Genomic DNA, 17016 nt, shown 5'->3' on the forward strand with positions numbered 1-17016 from the left:
GTCTGTGGCTTCGACCGACCAATGCCTCAACCGATAGAACGGCTGGGGTTTTCCGTCCAATCCACCGCCGGCCAATCGCCCGCCAGAGCCTGGAGTATGGCGAGGCCGGCGATGGCCGCCGTTTCCGCCCGCAGGATGCGCGGGCCGAGGGCAACAGGCGAAACAAAGGGCCGCCGGGCCAGATCGTCAAGCTCCGCCCGGTCGAAACCACCCTCCGGCCCGACCAGCCAGGCCCAAGGGACCGACGTTGAAACCAACGATCCGGCGGCGTGCAATCCGGCGGCCACACGCGCCAGGGGCGGCGAATCGGTCCGCTCGGCGCCCACCAGCAGGGGGGTGCCGTCCCAGGCATCGAGCACGGCATGGAGGGGCAGCGGCTCGGCGATGCGGGGCAGGGTGAGTCGCTCGGATTGCTCGGCAGCTTCCTGGGCGATGGTGGCGAGGCGGGCGGTATTGACGCGGCCGGCCACGGTGCGGCGGGTGAGGACCGGCTGGATCAGCCCGATGCCGAGCTCGGTGGCCTTCTCCACCACCCATTCCAGGGCGTCCCGCTTCAGCGCGGCGACCAGCAGGCGGGTATCCGTCGCGGCCTCCTGCGGGCGGGACTGCACCTCCGGCAGCAGGGTGCAGCGGTCCTTCCGCAGGCTGGCAATGCTGGCCTGCCATTCGCCGCTCCGGCCGTTGAACAGCACGACGGCATCGCCCACGGCGCGGCGCATGACGCTGCCGAGGTAATGCGCCTGGCCGGGGGTGGCGGGGACGGCCTCCCCGGCGGTCAGCGGTTGGTCCAGGTAAAGCCGCGGGATGGACATGCGGCGGTTTCGCTGGAACAGAGGGCGGGTGCAAGGCTTCACCGACATCAAGGCGCGCGGCTGGGTCGCGCGGCTCCCCGCATCCTGGCGGCCCTATGCGCTGCTGGCGCGGCTCGACCGGCCGATCGGCGTCTGGCTGCTGGTGCTGCCGGGCTTCTGGGCCTTCGCCCTGGCGGCGCGGGACTGGGGGCAGGGCCTGTGGCTGGCGCTGCTGTTCGGCGTCGGCGCCACCGCCATGCGGGCGGCGGGCTGCGTGGTGAACGACCTCTGGGACCGCGACATCGACCGCAAGGTGGAGCGCACCCGCGGGCGGCCGCTGGCGGCGGGGACGGTGACGCCCTTCCAGGCACTGGTCTTCCTCGCCGCGCTCTGCCTGGTGGGGCTGGCGGTGCTGGCGCAGCTGAACTCGACGGCGATCTGGCTCGGCGTCGCCTCGCTGGTGCCGATCCTGCTGTACCCACTGGCAAAGCGGGTGACCAATTGGCCGCAGGCGATGCTGGGGCTGACCTTCTCCTGGGCAGCGCCGGAGGGGATCGCGGCCGCGACCGGGCAGGTGGGGGCGCTGGCGCTGGTGCTCTGGGCGGCGGGGTTCCTCTGGATCCTCGGCTACGACACGATCTATGCGCATCAGGACCGGGCGGACGACGCCATGGTCGGCATCGGCAGCACGGCGCTGCATTGGGGGGAGCGGACGCGGCCCTTCCTCGCCGCCTGCTATGCCGGGGTGGTGGCGCTGCTGGTCGCGGCCGGGGTGATGGCGGGGCTGTCCTGGCTGTTCCTGCCGGCCATGCTGCTGCCGGCGGGGCTGCTGGCGCGGCAGGTGCTGACGCTCGACATCCATGACCCGGCGCACTGCCTGCGGCTGTTCCAGTCGAACCGGGAGGTCGGGCTGGCGGTGACGCTGGCTTATTTGGTCGGCCGACTTTGACGCCGGCTTCGCAAACCGGGGGCGCCGAGGCCTTCCTGCGGGCGCATACCGCCATCGCCCAGCCGGCGCTGGTGCCGGAGATCCGCCTGCACCTGGCGACCGAGATCACCCCGATCTGGCAGGCGACCGAGGCCTGGCTGGCCGAGGAAGGCATCGAGCCGCCCTTCTGGGCCTTTGCCTGGCCGGGCGGCATCGCCACCGCGCGGCTGCTGCTGGATGAGCCCGCGCGGGTGCGGGGCCGCCGGGTGCTGGACTTCGCCGCCGGCGGCGGGATCGCGGCGATTGCCGCCGCCATGGCCGGGGCGGCGGCCGTGGAGGCGGCAGAGATCGACCCGCTGGCGATCGCCGCGACCCGGCTGAACGCGGCGCTGAACGGCGTGGCGGTGGCGACGCTCGATGGCGACGTGGTGGGCGCCGGATGCCGCTGGGACGTGATCCTCGCCGGCGACGTCTGCTACGAGGCGCCGATGACCGGGCATATCCTGCCCTGGCTACGGCGGATGGCGGCGGCGGGGGCGGAGGTGCTGCTGGCCGATCCCGGCCGGGCCTATCTGCCGCGGGAGGGGCTGGCAGAGGTCTATCGGCTGGAGGTGCCGACGACGCGCGAGCTGGAGGACCGGGAGGCGCGGGCGGTGACGATCTATCGCCTCACGCCCTAGGCGCGCCGCTTCGGCCCGTGCTTCTCGAGGATGGCGCGCAGCAGGGACTTGATGGCCAGCGCCTCGGTATCCGGGTGGCGGGCGATCACCTCCGCCTCATGCAGCCGGGCGGCGACGGCGAGTTCCTCGGCCAGCGCCTCGCCGCGCGGGGTCAGGATGACGCGCACGACGCGGCGGTCCCGCAGATCCGGCGCGCGCTTCACCAGCCCGTCCCGCACCATGCGGTCGAGCAGCTTGGTCATGGTCGGCTGCTGCAGGAGGCAGGTTTCGGCCAGGCCGGTGACCGTCTCGCCATCGCTCCCCAGCAGGCTGCCGAGCACGCGCCAGACCGGGATGCTGACGCCCCGGCGGCGCAGCTGGTCGTGGAATTCGCTCGAAATCTGGTGCGAGGCCCGGGCAAGCAGGTAGAGCAGGTAATTGTCGATGAAGCGGACCCGGTCGGGCAATGTCGGCTCTTTCATGTCAATACCGGAACATATTACCGAGGCTCGGCTCAGGATATCAATTCATCCGCTAGGATTCCGTTAAAATAATCCGATTTGGCCATTAATGCGCTTTCATACTAATTGCCGCCGGGGCGGTGGAGAGGAGACGTCATGCTCACCGATCGGATCGAGGCTTCCTGGCTGGACGCCTTCGAGGTGGTGCTGCGGCTGTGCCAGGCCAGCCCCGGGATGCCGGTCTGCCTGCTGGGCGAAAGCCAGTCCCGCGCGCTGAACCTCGACCTGGCGGAGCTGGCGGCGCTGCGGCTGGGCTGCCGGCCCTTCCGCTGCATCCTGCCGACGCCGGCGACGACAGCCCCCGTGCCGGTGCGGTCCACCGGCGCCTCCCGCGCGCTGGGCGGCCATCCGGCGGTGCTGGCGGCGCTGGCGGCGAGCCCGCTGATCCTCGACCTGACCCTGGAGGGGCTGCTGCATGCGCCGGAGCTGCCGGCGATCCTGAAGGCGGGCAGCCGGGTGATGATGGTCTCGAACGAGCATCCGGAGGCGCTGGCCCGGCTGGTGCCGCGGCCGGAGGACGAGGCGCCGGTCAAGGCCGCAGTGAAACGCGCGCGGGCGGCGCAGCGAATGCATGTCACCTCGGCGGCGGGGACGGACCTGCAGGTGGCGATGGTGGGGGCGGTGACGGCCGGCGTCTGGGGCTGGACCGACCGGCCGGGGACGGTCGCGCATTGGCCGGGCGGCGTCGTCGTCGCCTTCCCCCGCGCCGGCAGCGTCAACGGCACGCTGGTGCTGGATGCGGGGGACGTGAACCTGACCTTCAAGCGCTACCTCGAAAGCCCGGTGCGGCTGACGCTGGTGGACGACTACGTGACGGAGATCGCCGGTGCGGGGACGGATGCGGAGCTGATGCGGCGGTATCTCGCAGCCTGGGGCGACCCGGCCGCCTATGCCGTCTCGCATGTCGGCTGGGGGATGAATCCGCGGGCGCGCTACGAGGCGCTGGCGATGTATGGCCAGCGCGACACCAACGGCACCGAGCTGCGCGCCTTCGCCGGCAATTTCCTGTTCTCGACCGGGGCCAATGAATTCGCCGGCCGCTTCACCGAGGGGCATTTCGACATCCCCGTGCGCGGCTGCACCATCACCCTGGATGGCGACCCCGTGGTGGTGGAAGGGAGGCTGGCATGACCGACGCGACCCCGCGGTGGACCGGAAGCGGCACGGGCGGGCGCGCCGTGGTGCTGCTGCATGGCATCGGCGGCGGCGCCGGGCTGTGGCAGCCGACCCTGCCCTCGCTGAGCGACTACCGCGTGCTGGCCTGGGACATGCCGGGCTACGGCGCCTCCGCCCCGCTGGCCGAGCCGGGCTTCCCGGCGCTGGCCGCGGCGCTGGCGCGCATGCTGGATGCGGCGGAGGTCGAGCGGGCGGATCTGGTCGGCCATTCGATCGGCGGCATGGTGGCGCTGGAATTCGCGCTCACCTGGCCCGACCGGGTGCGCAGCCTGGTGCTCTATGCCAGCCCGCCGGCCTTCGGCGGCCGCAACCCGGCCTTCCGGGAGGCCTTCCTCGCGGCCCGGCTGGCGCCGCTGGAGGCCGGGCGCAGCATGGCGGAAGTGGCCGAGGCGCTGATCCCCGGCCTGCTCGGCGAGGATCCCGACCCGGCCGCCCTGCCGGCGGCGCTGGCCAGCATGGCGGCGGTGCCGGCGGCGGCCTATCGGGCGACCCTGGCGACCCTGGTCGGCTTCGACCGCCGCGCCTCCCTGGAGCGCCTCGAGGTGCCGGTGCTGGTGCTGGTGGGGGAGGGCGATCCGATGGCGCCCTTCCCGGTGATGCATGGCATGGCCGGCGAGATCCCCGGCGCGCAATTCGCCATCCTCGCCTATGCCGGGCATCTCGCACATCTGGAACGGCCGCACGACTTCAACGCGGTGCTGGGGAATTTCCTGACCGCGGTGGGGGACGACTGAGATGGACGCGCCGATCTTCGATCCCGCCGCCTTCCGGCTGACCGCGCAGGAAGCCGCGCTGGCGACCCGGGCCCGCGCATTCGGCGAGGCCGTGCTGGCGCCGCGCGCCGCCCGCTGGGACCGCGAGGCCAGCTTCCCGACCGAGAACTACCGCGACATGGCGGCGAACGGCCTGCTCGGCATCTGCATCCCCGAGGCAGACGGCGGGCTGGGGGCGGGCTTCCGCGCCTATTGCCTCGCCGCCGCCGAGATGGGGCGCTACTGCGGCGCGACGGCACTGACCTGGAACATGCATGTCTGCTCCACGCTCTGGACCGGGCCGCTGGTGGACGCGCTGGAGATGCCGCCGGCGGTGCGGGCCGAGCATGAGCGGCGCCGGTCGCTGCACTATGCCCGCATCCTGCGGGATGGCGCGGTCTATTCGCAGCCCTTCTCCGAGGGTGGCGCGGCGGCGGCGGGCGGCGCCGCCTTCGGCACCACGGCGAAGCGGGTGGCCGGCGGCTACCGCGTCTCCGGCCGGAAGATCTTCGCCAGCCTCGCCGGCCATGCCGATTTCTACGGCGTGCTCTGCACGGAAGTGCGGGAGGGCGAGGAGAAGCTGTCGCGCCGCGACACGCTGTATCTAGCCATCCCGCGCGATGCGCCGGGCGTTTCGGTGGAGGGCGAGTGGGACCCGCTCGGCATGCGCGGCACCGTCTCCCGCACCCTGGTCTTCCGCGATGTCTTCGTGGGCGACGACGCGGCGCTGATGCCCGCGGGGCTCTATTTCCAGGCGGCGCTGCGCTGGCCGCACATGTTCATGACCCTGAGCCCGACCTACATGGGGCTGGCCCAGGCGGCCTACGACTTCACCATCGCCTATCTGCGCGGCGAGGTGCCGGGCATGTCGCCGGTGAAGCGCCGGATGTACCCGACCAAGCAGATCGCCGTTGCCGAGATGCGGGTGATGCTGGAGCAGACCAAGGCGCTGTGGTTCCAGGCCATCTCGGATGCCCGGGCCGACCCGAGCCAGGAACAGGTGCAGCGCGCCTGGGCCGCCCAGCACACCGTCATGGAGAATGCCGCGGCGCTGGCCGCGAAGGCGGTGCGGACCTGCGGCGGCCAGGCCATGCTGAAGTCATTGCCGCTGGAGCGGCTGTACCGGGATGCCCGTTGCGGCAGCCTGATGCTGCCCTGGACCGCGGAACTCTGCATCGACCGGCTCGGCCGCGACTGCCTCTATGCCAAGGGTGAGACCGATGACTGACGGCCCGGCGGCGCCCATCGCCCGCGGTGCGATCACGTGATCTGCCGGGCGATCGAGGGGCATGCGGCGCATACCCCGGACGCGGTGGCGCTGCGCTTCGAGGACGCGGTCATCACCTATGGCGGACTCCTCCGCCATGTCGCGGCGGCGGCGCAGTGGCTGCAGGAGATGGGGATCGACCATGGCGACCGGGTCGCCTTCCTCGGCCACAACCACCCGTCGCAGCTCGTGCTGCTGCTCGCCAGCGCCCAGATCGGCGCCCTGCACGTGCCGCTGAACTGGCGGCTGGCGGTGCCGGAGCTTGCCGCGATCCTCGAGGACAGCGAGGCGGTCGTGCTCTTCGCCACGCCGGAGATGCAGCACCTCGCCCACCGCGCCGCGCCGGAGGGCTGCGAGGTGCTGGAGGCGACGGCGGCCTGGCCCGGCCTGGCGCGCGAGGAGGCCGTCCTGCCGCGGCCGCTGCCGGAACCCGGCGATGGCATGCTGCTGGTCTATACCAGCGGCACCACCGGGCAGCCCAAGGGCGCGCTGATCGATCGTCAGGGCCTGCTGTTCAATGCGCTGAACGCCCGGCACATGTTCGGCCTGGGCGCGGCCGACCGGGTGCTGACGGTGCTGCCGCTGTTCCATGTCGGCGGGCTGAACATCCAGACGCTGCCGGCGCTGGTGGCCGGCGCCGAGGTGGTGCTGCTGCCGCGCTTCGATCCCGCCGGCTTCTTCGCCGCCTGCGCGGCCCATCGGCCGACGCTGACCCTGCTGGTGCCGGCGGTGATGCGGGCGCTGCTCGCCGATCCCGGCTGGGCGGGGGCGGCGCTCGGCTCGCTGCGGGCGGTGGGGGCGGGGTCCTCCGAGGTGCCGCTGGCGCTGATCGAGGCCTTCCATGCGCGCGGCCTGCCGGTGCAGCAGGTCTATGGCGCGACCGAGACCGGGCCGGTGGCGATCTACCAGACCCGGGCGGAGGCGCTGGCCTCGCCCGGGTCCATTGGCCGCCCGGCGCTGTTCGGCGAGGCGCGGGTGGTGGATGCGGCGGGCGAGCCGCTGCCGCCGGGCGAGGCCGGGGAGATCGAGCTGCGCGGGCCGCATCTCGCCCGTCGCTACTGGCAGGCGCCGGAGGCGACCGAGTCGGCCTGGCGCAAGGATGGCTGGTTCGCCACCGGGGATATCGGCGTCGTGGATGCGGCGGGGCGCTTCTGGTTCACCGACCGGCTGAAGCACCTGATCATCTCGGGCGGCGAGAACATCTACCCGGCCGAGGTCGAGCGGCTGCTGCGGGAGGCCCCGGGCATTGCCGAGGGGGCGGTCTGCGGCCGGCCGGACGACCGCTGGGGGGAGGTGCCGGTGGCGGTGGTGGTCCCGGGGCCGGGCTTCGACGCGGCGGCGGTGCTGGCCCATTTCGAGGGCCGGCTGGCGCGCTTCAAGCACCCCCGGGCGGTGGTGCCTGTGGCGGCGCTGCCGCGGACCGCCCTGGGCAAGGTGCAGGTCGAGGCGCTGCGGCTGCTGGCGCAGACGGGCGCTTGACGATGCCGCGCTACTCGATCCTGACGCCGGAGGCGGCGACCACCGGGCGCCACTTCACCAGCTCCGCCTGCAGGAAGCTGCGCAACTCGTCCGGGCCGGCGGCCGGGGCGGGCTCGATGGCGGCGGTCCGCAGCCCGTCCTGGAAGGCGGGATCGGCCAGCACCCGCAGGGTCGCGGCATGCAGCCCGAGGACCAGCGGCGCCGGCGTCCCGGCCCGCAGCAGCGCCATGTTCCAGAGGCTGGCCTCGAAGCGCGGCAGGCCGAGCGCCTCGGCAACCGTCGGCACCTCCGGCGCCAGCGGCGACCGGGCGGCGGAGGCGATGGCGAGCATCCGCACCCGGCCCTCGCGGTGATGCTCGATGGTGGTGCCGATCGTATCCGAGACCCAGTCGATATGCTCGGCCAGCAGGTCCGCCATGGCGGGGGCGCTGCCGCGATAGGGCACATGCACGGCGTCCAGCCTGCCGGCTTCCATCCGCAGCATCTCGGCGGCCATGTGCAGGAAGCTGCCGGTGCCGGGGGTGCCGAAGCGCAGTCTGCCCGGCTCCCGCCGCATCCGCTCGACCAGGCCGGGCAGGTCCGCCGCCACCTCCGGCCGGGCGGCGAAGCAGACGGAGGAGGCGCCGAGCAGCGCCACCGGGGCGAAGTCCTGCACCGGGTCATAGGGCGGCCGCACCGCCATCAGCGGGAAGATCGCATGGGTGGAGGCGCCGCCGAACAGCAGGGAGGTGCCATCGGCGCGCGCCCGCAGCACCTCCTGCGTGCCGATCGCGCCGGCCGCGCCGGTGCGGTTCTCCACCACCACCGGCTGGCCGATCTCGGTGCCGAGCCGGGCGGCGTAGCGGCGGGCGAAGATGTCGGTATTGCCGCCGGCGGCGAAGGGCACCACCAGGCGGATGGGGCGGTCCTGCGCCAGGGCGGGGTTGGCCAGGGCGGGGGTAGCCAACCCCGTAAGCAGCAGGGCGCGTCGCTTCACAACCCCGCATCCCGCCAGTTCGGCGCCGGTGCCGCCGGATGGGTGGCGAAGCCGGCTGCCTTCGCACCGGTGACGGCGGCGTATTCGTCCTTGTCCGAGGCATCGCCGCTGATGCCGACGGCCCCGATCGCATCGCCCGCCGCATCCAGGATCAGCACCCCGCCGGGGACCGGGATGAAGCGCCCGCCGGTCGCCGCGGCGATGGCGGATTGGAAGGCCGGGCGTTCCCGCAGCCGGTCGCGGATGGTCCGGGAGGAGATGCCCATGCCCAGCGCGCCCCAGGCCTTGCCGATGGCGATGTCGCCGCGGGCGATGCCGCTGCCGTCCTGCCGCTTGAAGGCGATCAGATGCCCGCCGGCATCCAGCACCGCGACGGTCAGCGGCAGCAGCTTCGCCACGGCGCCCGCCTTCAGGCATTCCTCGATGATGCGTTCCGCCCCGGCCAGGGCGAGTTCGGCCTTTACCCGGATGATGTAGTAGTCCTCGGACATCATGCGCTCCCCGCGATCGGGCGGAGTCTGGTCTATTCGGCCTCGCCACGGAAGGCCGGCATCGTGGCATGGCCGGGCGCGGTGCTGCCATGGCCGCGCAGCACCAGCAACCCGCAGCGGAGGATGAGCCGGAGGTCGCCGCCGAGGGTCTGGCGGGCGGCGTAGCGGGCATCGAGCGCCAGCCGGGCGGGCCAGGGCAACGCATTGCGCCCAGCCGCCTGGGCCAGCCCGGCGAGGCCCGGGCGGACCCGCAGCCGCTGCTCCTGGCCGGGGGAATACAGCGCGGTATAGGCGGCCGGCAGCGGGCGCGGGCCGACCAGGCTCATCTCGCCGCGCAGCACGTTGAGGAGCTGCGGCAGCTCATCCAGCGCGCTGGCGCGGAGGGCGCGGCCGAAGCGGCCGAGCCGGGCGGCATCGGGGGCCTCGCCGGCCGCCATGCTGCGGAATTTCAGCAGGGTGAAGCAGCGTCCGCCGCGCCCGGCGCGTTCCTGCCGGAACAGCACGGGCCGGCCGAGCGCCGCCAGCACCGCCAGCGCCGTCGCCGCCAGGACCGGGGCCAGCAGCAGCAGCAGCGCCGCGGCGCCGGCCATGTCCAGGCAGTGCTTGCCGCCCCGTTCATACATGCTTCGGCCGCGCCTCCACCGCCAGCGAGAGCAGCAGCCCGAGGGCGAACCAGACCATGCGGTTGCCGAGGTCGGTGGAGACCATGGCGGTCAGCGCCACCGGCAGGGTCAGCGCGGCGACGCGGGCGGCGCGGCCGGGGGCGACGCGGCCGGCCCGGGCCAGGGCCAGCACCACCGCCCCGCCGAAGGCCAGCAGCCAGAACATCAGGCCGGGCAGCCCGGCTTCCGCCAGCACCTCCAGCGCATGGTTGTGCGGATGCAGGCCGCGGTCGTCGCCGCTGCCGGCGGCCAGGGTGAAACCGCCGGTGCCGAGGCCGAAGGGCGCGGCGATCCCCGCCCAGCGCAGCGCCTCCCCCCAGAGGATGACCCGGGCCGGCGTCGCCTCCGTCGGGTCGCCGAAGAGCCGGTCCAGGGTGCGGAGCGCGGCCAGGTCGCCTGGCGCCGCCAGCAGCAGCGCGAGGCCGCCGGCGCCGGCCAGGGCGATGCCGCCCAGCCAGCCGAGCGCCGCGCCCGGCCGCCGCAGCAGCCAGAAGCGCAGGGCCGGGGCGCCAGCGACGCCGAGGGCGAGGCCGAGCGCCGCCGCCCGCCCGCCCGGCACCAGCGAGGCGGCGGCCAGCGCCAGCAGCGCCAGCGCCCAGCCGGCCCGGCCCAGGCCGTGCGCCTCCGCCAGCCGCAGCGCGGCGAGGCCCCCGGCGCAGGCGATGGCGAGGCCGGCGAGCTGGTACTGCACCCGGGTGCGGCCCGGATCGGCGCCCACCGTGCCGCCCAGCACCACCTGATCCGTCGCCAGGCCCCAGGCGACGCCAGCGCCGACCAGCAGGCCGATGCCGATGACGGCGGCGGCGAAGCGCCGCAGGGTCGGGCCATCGCCGCCGACCAGCAGCCCTGCCAGCAGCATCGCCGGCCCCAGCAGCACGACCTGCGGCAGCTTCTCCGCCAGCACGAGGCGGGAGCCGGACCAGGTGCCGGCCAGCACCAGCCAGACCAGCAGCCCGGCGACGCCGAGCAGCGGCAGCGCGAGGCCGCGCCCCACCTCCCAGTCCCGCGCCAGCAGCAGCAGCGTGAGGGAGGGCAGCAGCAGCAGCGCCGCCAGCAGGGTGAGGTCCAGCGGCAGCGCCGCGAGGCCGGGCAGGGATTTCAGCGCCCCGGCGAATTGCAGCATCGCCGCGAAGGCGCCGGTGCCGGCGGCCAGCAGGGCGGCATCGGCACGCATCACTCGGCCCCGGCGCCATAGCCGCCCTGCAGGGGCAGCTCGATCTGCGCCATGCGGCGCCGGCGTTCCGGCCTTTGCAGCAGGACCAGGCAGGCGGCGCCGAAGACCGTGGCCAGCGGCGCGACCAGCACGAGCAGCAGCAGCAGCAGCGGACGGTTGGGCAGCGACGGCCGGATCTCGACCATCGGCGCCGAGACCAGCCGCGCCGCGACGGACTGGTCCGCCGCCACCACCAGGGCGATGCGCTGCTGCGCGCCCAGCAGGTCGAACAGGGCACCGCGCTGGAACAGGTCGCGCTCGGTGAGAAGGCGGGCCTCGATCGCGGCGATGCGCTGCTGCGCCTGCTGCAGCAGGTCGGTGCGGACCTTGGCCTCGGCCAGGCGGTGCAGCCGTTGCAGCGCGTCCAGCGCGGCGGCGCGGTCGCGGTGCTCGAGCGCGAGGGTGACCGTCGCGGTGGCGATGCCCTGGGTCGCGCTGAAGCGCTGGTCCAGCCAGGCCTCGGCATCGTCGAGGTCGGCCTCGATCCGCCAGCCGAGGTGGCGGCGCAGGACGCCCATGGGACCGGCGCTGCGCAAGGCGGTCAGGTAGCCGAGCAGGCCGGTCTCCCGTGCCAGCATCGCCGCCGCCTCCGGCGCCCGCAGCGCATCCAGGTAGATGCCGAAATTGCCGCTGGCCCGGTTGTCCAGCAGCCCGCCCTGGATCAGCGGCGCCGGCGACATGAGGGTGGAGGTGGCGACGCCGGAGGTCTCGGCCGGGGCGACCATGGCCTGGGCGACGTAATGGCGGGGCCAGGCGAGGATGAGGGTGGCGCCCAGCGCCAGGATCAGCGCGGTGGCCAGGACCATGGGCCAGCGCCGCAACCAGATCCCGTGCAGAAGCTGATCGAGCGGCATGCCCCAGCCTAGGACACGATGCGATATCGATTCAATATGGAATCAGTCCGGAAGCCGGATGCGGGTTTCCACCCGGCGGACCGGGCGGCGGAAGCGGGCGACCAGCACCGGCACCGGACGGATGACGCCATAGGCGGGGCTTTCCTCCCCGGTCTCCAGGCCGAGCGTCAGCGGCCCATCGGCACGGATCCGGAGGCGGGCGAAGGGGCCCTCGGCCCCCTCGGCGGTCAGCCGCCAGGGGCCGGGGGCGAGGCGCCAGCGCAGCGCCGCGCTGCGCCAGGGGCCGGCGAGCCGGTCCTCCACGGTCCAGCAGCGGCCCTCGACGCGGATGCGGCGTTCCTGGCGGTTGCCGCGGTGGTCGCGCAGCCAGCCGCCCTCCGGCAGCAGCCCGCCACGGGGCCAGCGGGCATGGAGGAAGCGGGAGAGCGCCGGCATCTGGTCCCGGCCGTCGAATTCGACCGTGTTGTGGCCGGCCGCCGCAGCCAGCGCGGGATGCCAAGGGTTGTAGGCGCCGGTGCCGCCATCCCGCAGCAGCGCCCGCGGCCCGTCCCAGAGATCGAGGTGCAGCAGGTCGGCATGGCCGGGGCGGAAGCGCAGCGGGCCGGTGCGGAGGAAGGCGCGGGCCGGGCCTTCGTGCCAGCCGCGCAGCCCGGCGCTGGTCCAGGCCGGCTCGGGCGGCGGCAGCGGCGCCATGGGAGGCAGCCCGAGCCAGGCGCAGCCCGGGTCGGCGCCATCGCCCCGGCCGGCCAGCAGCCGGGCGGCGCGTTGCAGGCTGGGCCGGGCATCGGCGGGGCCGGCCAGCGACAGGTCGGCGAAGGCGGAGCCATCCTGGTGGCCCAGGCGCGGGGTGGCGCCGGTCGCCGGGTCCACCAGGCGGTGCAGCCAGCGGACCGCGGCCGGCTGGGGCCGCGGCCTGAGGCCGTGGCGGCGGCGGAGCCATTCGGTGACGGCCAGCACGTCCAGCAGCAGCCGGTGATAGCCGGTGGAGAGCTGGGCGAAGGCCCCATCGGGAGCGATCAGCCGGCGGCAGGCGGCGGCCAGCCTGGCCTCCCCGGTGGCGACCCGGGCCGGGTCCCGCAGCAGCAGGCCGCAGGCGAGCAGCCCGGCGGGTTCCGAGACGGCGTGGTTGTTGTCCTGCGCCATGGCATAGGCCGGGGTGGCCTCGATCCGCCGGGCATGCAGGGCGATCAGGCTGCGCATCGCGGCCGTCGGCGCCGCCTCCAGCAGGCCCAGTGCCAGCGCGAGGTGCAGCACCCGCAGCGCGGCTTCCTGGCCGGAGGCCCAGTTCGGGCCGCGGAAGGCGGGGTTGGCGGCGGCCCAATCGGTGATCCGGGCGGCGGCGCGGGCGGACCAGCCACCCGCCGGGTCCAGCCGCGCCGCCTGGGCGAGCAGCGGCAGCTCGGCCCAGCGGTTGCGCTCCCAGACCGGTCGGATGTCGCCGGGGGCGAAAAGCTCGAGGCCGAGGGCGGCGGCGGCGGCATCGAAGGGGCCGTGCCAATCGGGTGGCTCCAGGGCGGCGGCGGTGGCCAGCAGGGCGGCGCGATGCGCGGCGGGCAGGCCGGCGGGCGGGGGCGGCGCGGCCTCCGGCCACCAGGGGCCATCCGGCGGGAGGACGGGCGGGTCGGCCAGGGCGCGGCGGGCCAGGGCGCGGGCGATGGGGCCGCGGTCCCAGGCCGCGAGCAGGACCGGACGGGCGCCGAGCAGGCAGGCCGCATCCAGAATCCGGAACCCTTTCGAAATATATCCCATTGCACGAACGAACTTGGTTTGATTAATCATCGAATCAAGCCGCTTACCGGGCAGGGTCCCATTCACACGCGACGTGCTGGCCGTTCCGTTCTGCGCCGCCTGCTCGCGGCCCCGCTGCTGGCGCTTGGGCTGCTGCTGCCGGCAGTCCTGCCGTCGGCGGCGCAGCAGGGCGGCTACCTCCTGCCGCCCGCCCTGCCGGGCAACCTGCCGCCGACCCTGCCCGGGGGGACGCCGCTGCCCGGCCTGCCGGCCGGGGCGCAGCAGGAGATCATGCAGCGCATCCTGGATGCCGGGGCGCAGCGCCAGCCGGGGGCGCCGCCGGCAGGACCGGTCGCCACCCCCGCCTGGCCGCCGCCGCCGCCCGCGGCGCCCGCCGCGCCGGCGGTGGAGGAGCCGCTTTCCCCGGCCGAGGCCTTCTTCGCCGGCCGCGCCCTGGCCAGCGACCCGTCGCGCCCTGGCCAGGGCCGGGTGGCCGAGCCGCCGCCGCTGCGGCTCTTCGGCATCGAGAGCCTGCGCAGCCAGCCCGGCGCCCCCGCCCCGGCGCCGGGCTTCGGCACCCTGCCGGAGGACTACCTGATCGGCCGCGACGACGAGGTGGTGCTCGCCTTCCGCGGCCGGGCGCGGCAGACGCTGAGCCTCAGGGTCGGCCGCGACGGGATGCTGCTGCTGCCGGACCTGGCGCCGGTCCCGGCCGCCGGGCGGACCCTGCGCGAATTGCGCGCCGACCTCGCGGGCCGGGCGGCGCGGGAGCTGGGTGGCTCCGAGGTCTTCGTCTCGATCGGGCAGATTCGGCAGGCCGGGGTCTTCGTGGGCGGCGAGGTGCTGCGCCCCGGTCTCCAGCAGCTCACGGCCATGGCCAGCGTGCTGGATGCGCTGATGGCCGCCGGCGGCGTCAAGCGGACCGGCAGCCTGCGCGCCATCCGCATCGAGGGGCCGCAGGGCCGCCGCGTGGTGGACCTCTATCCCGTGCTGGCCGGGGAGGGGGATGCGCCGGACCTGCGGCTGCGCGAGGGCGAGCGCATCCTGGTGCCGCCGCTCGGCAGCGTCGTGGCGGTGGGCGGGGAGGTGATGCGGCCGGGGATCTACGAGCTGCCGGCCGGCGCCGCCCAGGCGCCGCTGGCCGCGGTGCTGCGCCTGGCCGGGGAGCCGATGCGGCCGGCCGGCAACCGCTTCCTGCTGCAGACGACCGATGCCGAGGGCCGCCGGTCCTGGCGCGAGATGGGCGCGCGGGACCTGCTGCGGCGCGGCGATGCGCTGATGGTGCAGCCGGGCTCCGACGTGCTGGCGCAGCAGATCCGCCTCGCCGGGCATGTCGGCGCGCCGCTGGTCCGCGCCGCGACGGGCCGGGGGCAGACCCTGCGCGGGCTGCTGGGCGACCCGCGGCTGGTGCGGCCGGACCCCTACGTGCGGCTCGGCCTGGTCTGGCGGACGGATGCGCGGACCCGGGCGCGGCGCTTCCTGCCCTTCGACCTCGGCCGGGTCCTGCAGGGCCAGGCGGACATGCCGCTGGCGGAGGGGGACGAGGTCATCCTGCTCGGCCTGGGCGACGTGCTGTTCCTCGCCAGCCCGACGGTGCAGCAGGCGCTGCGCGGGGATGCGCCGGTGCCGGGGGCATCCCAGCCGGGGGCGCCGCAGCCGGGCCTGCCGGCGATCGCCGGGATGCCGGGGCAGGCGCTGGCGGCCGGGACCACCGCGGCGGCCGGGGCGACGGCGGCCAACGTGCCACCTGCGCTACCGCCCCCCGACCCCGGCCAGCCGGCGCTGGATTGCCAGGCGCTGGTGCTGTTGACCGTCGCGGCGCAATCCTCCCGCCAGCGCTTCGCCCATGCGCGCAGCGCCGGCTTCCCGGATTTCGGCCGGCTGCCCTGCCCGCAGCTCTTCCTCGACTACCCGACCCTGCTGCCCTTCCTGGTCGACCAGTCGGTGCTGCTGACCGGGGAGGTGCGGCTGCCCGGCCTCTATCCCATCCTCGACGACACCGGCATGGATGCGGTGCTGGCCGCGGCCGGCGGTGCGACCGATACCGCCGATCTCTCGACCATCGAATTCTCCCGCGAACCCGCGGAGCAGAACGGCACCCTGCCGCTGAGCCGCACGCTGCTCGACCTGCGCTCCCGCAACTTCGCCGCGGTGCGGCTGTCCCCGCGCGACGGGCTGCGGCTGCCGCGCGGCTTCGGCGACCGGGACATCGGGCCGGTGACGCTGTCCGGCGAGTTCGTCCGGCCCGGCATCTACGACATCCGCCGCGGCGAGCGGCTATCGGAGGTGATGGCGCGGGCCGGCGGGCTGACGCCGCAGGCCTATCCCTATGGCGCCGTCTTCACCCGGGAAAGCGTGCGGGACCGCCAGCAGGATGGCTTCAACCGCAGCGCGCGGGAGATGGAGCAGGGGCTGATGCAGGTGGCCGCCGGGCAGGCGGTGGCGGGGATGCGGGGCTCGGCCGATCTCGGCGGGGCGATCCTGGCGGGACAGCAACTGGCCCAGTCGCTGCGCCAGGCCCGGGCCGCCGGGCGGATGGTGGTGGAGAGCAACCCGGTGGTGCTGGCCGGGCGGCCCGACCTCGACGTGCTGCTGGAACCCGGCGACCTCATCGCCATGCCGAAGCGGCCGAACGAGGTGACGGTGGTGGGCGCGGTGCTGAACCCCGGCAGCCTGCAATTCGCCACCGGCTGGCGTTCCGGCGACTACGTCCGGGCGGCGGGCGGGGAGCAGCGCTTCGCCGATGGCAAGCGGGCCTTCGTGGTGCTGCCGAACGGGCAATCCGCACCCGCCGGGCTGGGCGCCTGGCAGGCCGGCGGGCCGCCGGTTCCGCCCGGCAGCACCGTGGTCGTGCCGCAGGATCCCTCCCCCTACGAAAGCTGGGGCCTGCTGCGCGACGTGACCCAGGTGCTGTCGCAGGTGGCGCTGTCGAGCGCGGCGCTGGCGGTCATCGTGCGCACCGGCGCGCGCTAGGCCGGCCCATGCGCTTGCGCGCGCTTCTGGGCCTGCTGCTGGCGGCCCCGGCGGCGGCGCTGCCCGCCTTCGCGCAGGACGTGCCCGCCACCGCCTCCGACTACGGCGGGGTCGGCCTCATCGAGATGCGCAACGCCCGCTTCCGCCCGGATGGCACGCTGGAGGCCGGCGCCGCACTGCGCCACCAGCGGCAATTCTGGAGCCTCACCTTCCAGGCGCTGCCCTTCCTCGAGACCACCTTCCGGCTGACCGACCGGCTGGATGCGACGGCGGGGCGGGGCACCACCTCGGACCGCGCCCTGGATGTCAAGGCGCGGCTCTGGGAGGAAAGCGCCTGGCGGCCGGCGCTGGCGATGGGCGCGCAGGACGTGATCGGCACCGGGCTCTATGCCGGGGAATACCTGGTCGCCTCCAAGCGGGTCTGGGACCTCGACATGACGCTGGGCCTCGGCTGGGGGCGGCTGGGGACCGGGGCGGATTTCGGCAATCCGCTGGGGGCGCTGTCCGGCCGCGACCGGGTGCGGCCGCGCACCGTCGGGGTGGGCG

16 protein-coding genes are annotated in these 17016 nt (G+C 74.7%); 8 read left to right on the forward strand and 8 right to left on the reverse strand.

The features are described 5' to 3' along the window. Positions 1–26: 26 nt before the first annotated feature. On the reverse strand, positions 27–812 hold the full coding sequence (locus AC0IW9_RS19575) for a 16S rRNA (uracil(1498)-N(3))-methyltransferase (protein WP_471649973.1): 786 nt from the start codon (positions 810–812) through the stop codon (positions 27–29). Here AC0IW9_RS19575 and ubiA point away from each other — a divergent pair. Both ubiA and AC0IW9_RS19585 read left to right on the forward strand, forming a co-directional pair. Continuing rightward, positions 805–1740 (forward strand): 4-hydroxybenzoate octaprenyltransferase, encoded by a 936-nt coding sequence (gene ubiA / locus AC0IW9_RS19580; protein WP_471649974.1) that lies wholly within the window; start codon positions 805–807, stop codon positions 1738–1740. The genes AC0IW9_RS19575 and ubiA overlap by 8 nt on opposite strands. Next, positions 1737–2399, forward strand: coding sequence for a class I SAM-dependent methyltransferase (locus AC0IW9_RS19585; protein ID WP_471649975.1), 663 nt, complete (start codon positions 1737–1739; stop codon positions 2397–2399). The genes ubiA and AC0IW9_RS19585 overlap by 4 nt, the downstream gene beginning before the upstream one ends. Here the strand turns inward: AC0IW9_RS19585 and AC0IW9_RS19590 are convergent. Continuing rightward, positions 2396–2845, reverse strand: a complete 450-nt coding sequence (locus AC0IW9_RS19590) for a MarR family winged helix-turn-helix transcriptional regulator (RefSeq protein ID WP_471649976.1) — start codon at positions 2843–2845, stop codon at positions 2396–2398. The two genes, AC0IW9_RS19585 and AC0IW9_RS19590, sit on opposite strands and share 4 nt — an antisense overlap. A 150-nt stretch (positions 2846–2995) precedes the next feature. Here AC0IW9_RS19590 and AC0IW9_RS19595 point away from each other — a divergent pair, with 150 nt between their 5' ends. The 4 genes from AC0IW9_RS19595 to AC0IW9_RS19610 are packed head-to-tail and all read left to right on the forward strand — an operon-like array spanning position 2996 to position 7573. Continuing rightward, positions 2996–4030, forward strand: coding sequence for a 2,5-dihydroxypyridine 5,6-dioxygenase NicX family protein (locus AC0IW9_RS19595; RefSeq protein ID WP_471649977.1), 1035 nt, complete (start codon positions 2996–2998; stop codon positions 4028–4030). Then, positions 4027–4809 carry an alpha/beta fold hydrolase gene (locus AC0IW9_RS19600; RefSeq protein WP_471649978.1) on the forward strand — a complete coding sequence of 261 codons (783 nt, stop codon included), beginning with the start codon at positions 4027–4029 and terminating at the stop codon, positions 4807–4809. Before AC0IW9_RS19595 ends, AC0IW9_RS19600 begins: the two co-directional genes overlap by 4 nt. Position 4810: 1 nt before the next feature. Beyond that, the gene (locus tag AC0IW9_RS19605) at positions 4811–6055 is read left to right on the forward strand and encodes an acyl-CoA dehydrogenase family protein (protein WP_471649979.1); all 1245 of its coding nucleotides are present in this window, start codon (positions 4811–4813) and stop codon (positions 6053–6055) included. Positions 6056–6091: 36 nt separating this feature from the next. Beyond that, positions 6092–7573, forward strand: a complete 1482-nt coding sequence (locus AC0IW9_RS19610) for a class I adenylate-forming enzyme family protein (RefSeq protein ID WP_471649980.1) — start codon at positions 6092–6094, stop codon at positions 7571–7573. Between the two features lie 10 nt (positions 7574–7583). Here AC0IW9_RS19610 and AC0IW9_RS19615 read toward each other — a convergent pair whose 3' ends face one another. The 6 genes from AC0IW9_RS19615 to AC0IW9_RS19640 all read right to left on the reverse strand — a co-directional run bounded on the left by AC0IW9_RS19615 (position 7584) and on the right by AC0IW9_RS19640 (position 13518). Continuing rightward, on the reverse strand, positions 7584–8549 hold the full coding sequence (locus AC0IW9_RS19615; RefSeq protein WP_471649981.1) for a Bug family tripartite tricarboxylate transporter substrate binding protein: 966 nt from the start codon (positions 8547–8549) through the stop codon (positions 7584–7586). Then, the gene (locus AC0IW9_RS19620; RefSeq protein WP_471649982.1) at positions 8546–9043 is read right to left on the reverse strand and encodes a GlcG/HbpS family heme-binding protein; all 498 of its coding nucleotides are present in this window, start codon (positions 9041–9043) and stop codon (positions 8546–8548) included. The genes AC0IW9_RS19615 and AC0IW9_RS19620 overlap by 4 nt, the downstream gene beginning before the upstream one ends. A gap of 29 nt (positions 9044–9072) precedes the next feature. Next, complete coding sequence (locus AC0IW9_RS19625) at positions 9073–9663, reverse strand: sugar transferase (RefSeq protein WP_471649983.1); 591 nt, start codon at positions 9661–9663, stop codon at positions 9073–9075. Further along, on the reverse strand, positions 9656–10876 hold the full coding sequence (locus AC0IW9_RS19630) for an O-antigen ligase family protein (RefSeq protein ID WP_471649984.1): 1221 nt from the start codon (positions 10874–10876) through the stop codon (positions 9656–9658). Before AC0IW9_RS19630 ends, AC0IW9_RS19625 begins: the two co-directional genes overlap by 8 nt. Then, a complete protein-coding gene (locus tag AC0IW9_RS19635) occupies positions 10876–11721 on the reverse strand; it encodes a hypothetical protein (protein WP_471649985.1) in 846 nt (281 codons plus the stop codon). The genes AC0IW9_RS19630 and AC0IW9_RS19635 overlap by 1 nt, the downstream gene beginning before the upstream one ends. A 90-nt stretch (positions 11722–11811) precedes the next feature. Continuing rightward, positions 11812–13518 (reverse strand): heparinase II/III domain-containing protein, encoded by a 1707-nt coding sequence (locus AC0IW9_RS19640; RefSeq protein ID WP_471649986.1) that lies wholly within the window; start codon positions 13516–13518, stop codon positions 11812–11814. A gap of 18 nt (positions 13519–13536) precedes the next feature. Here AC0IW9_RS19640 and AC0IW9_RS19645 point away from each other — a divergent pair, with 18 nt between their 5' ends. Further along, positions 13537–16470 (forward strand): polysaccharide biosynthesis/export family protein, encoded by a 2934-nt coding sequence (locus AC0IW9_RS19645; RefSeq protein ID WP_471649987.1) that lies wholly within the window; start codon positions 13537–13539, stop codon positions 16468–16470. A gap of 8 nt (positions 16471–16478) precedes the next feature. Then, the coding region (locus AC0IW9_RS19650) for a YjbH domain-containing protein (RefSeq protein WP_471649988.1) at positions 16479–17016 on the forward strand (538 nt) is incomplete at its 3' end.

Source organism: Belnapia sp. AC561 (genome assembly GCF_979252845.1).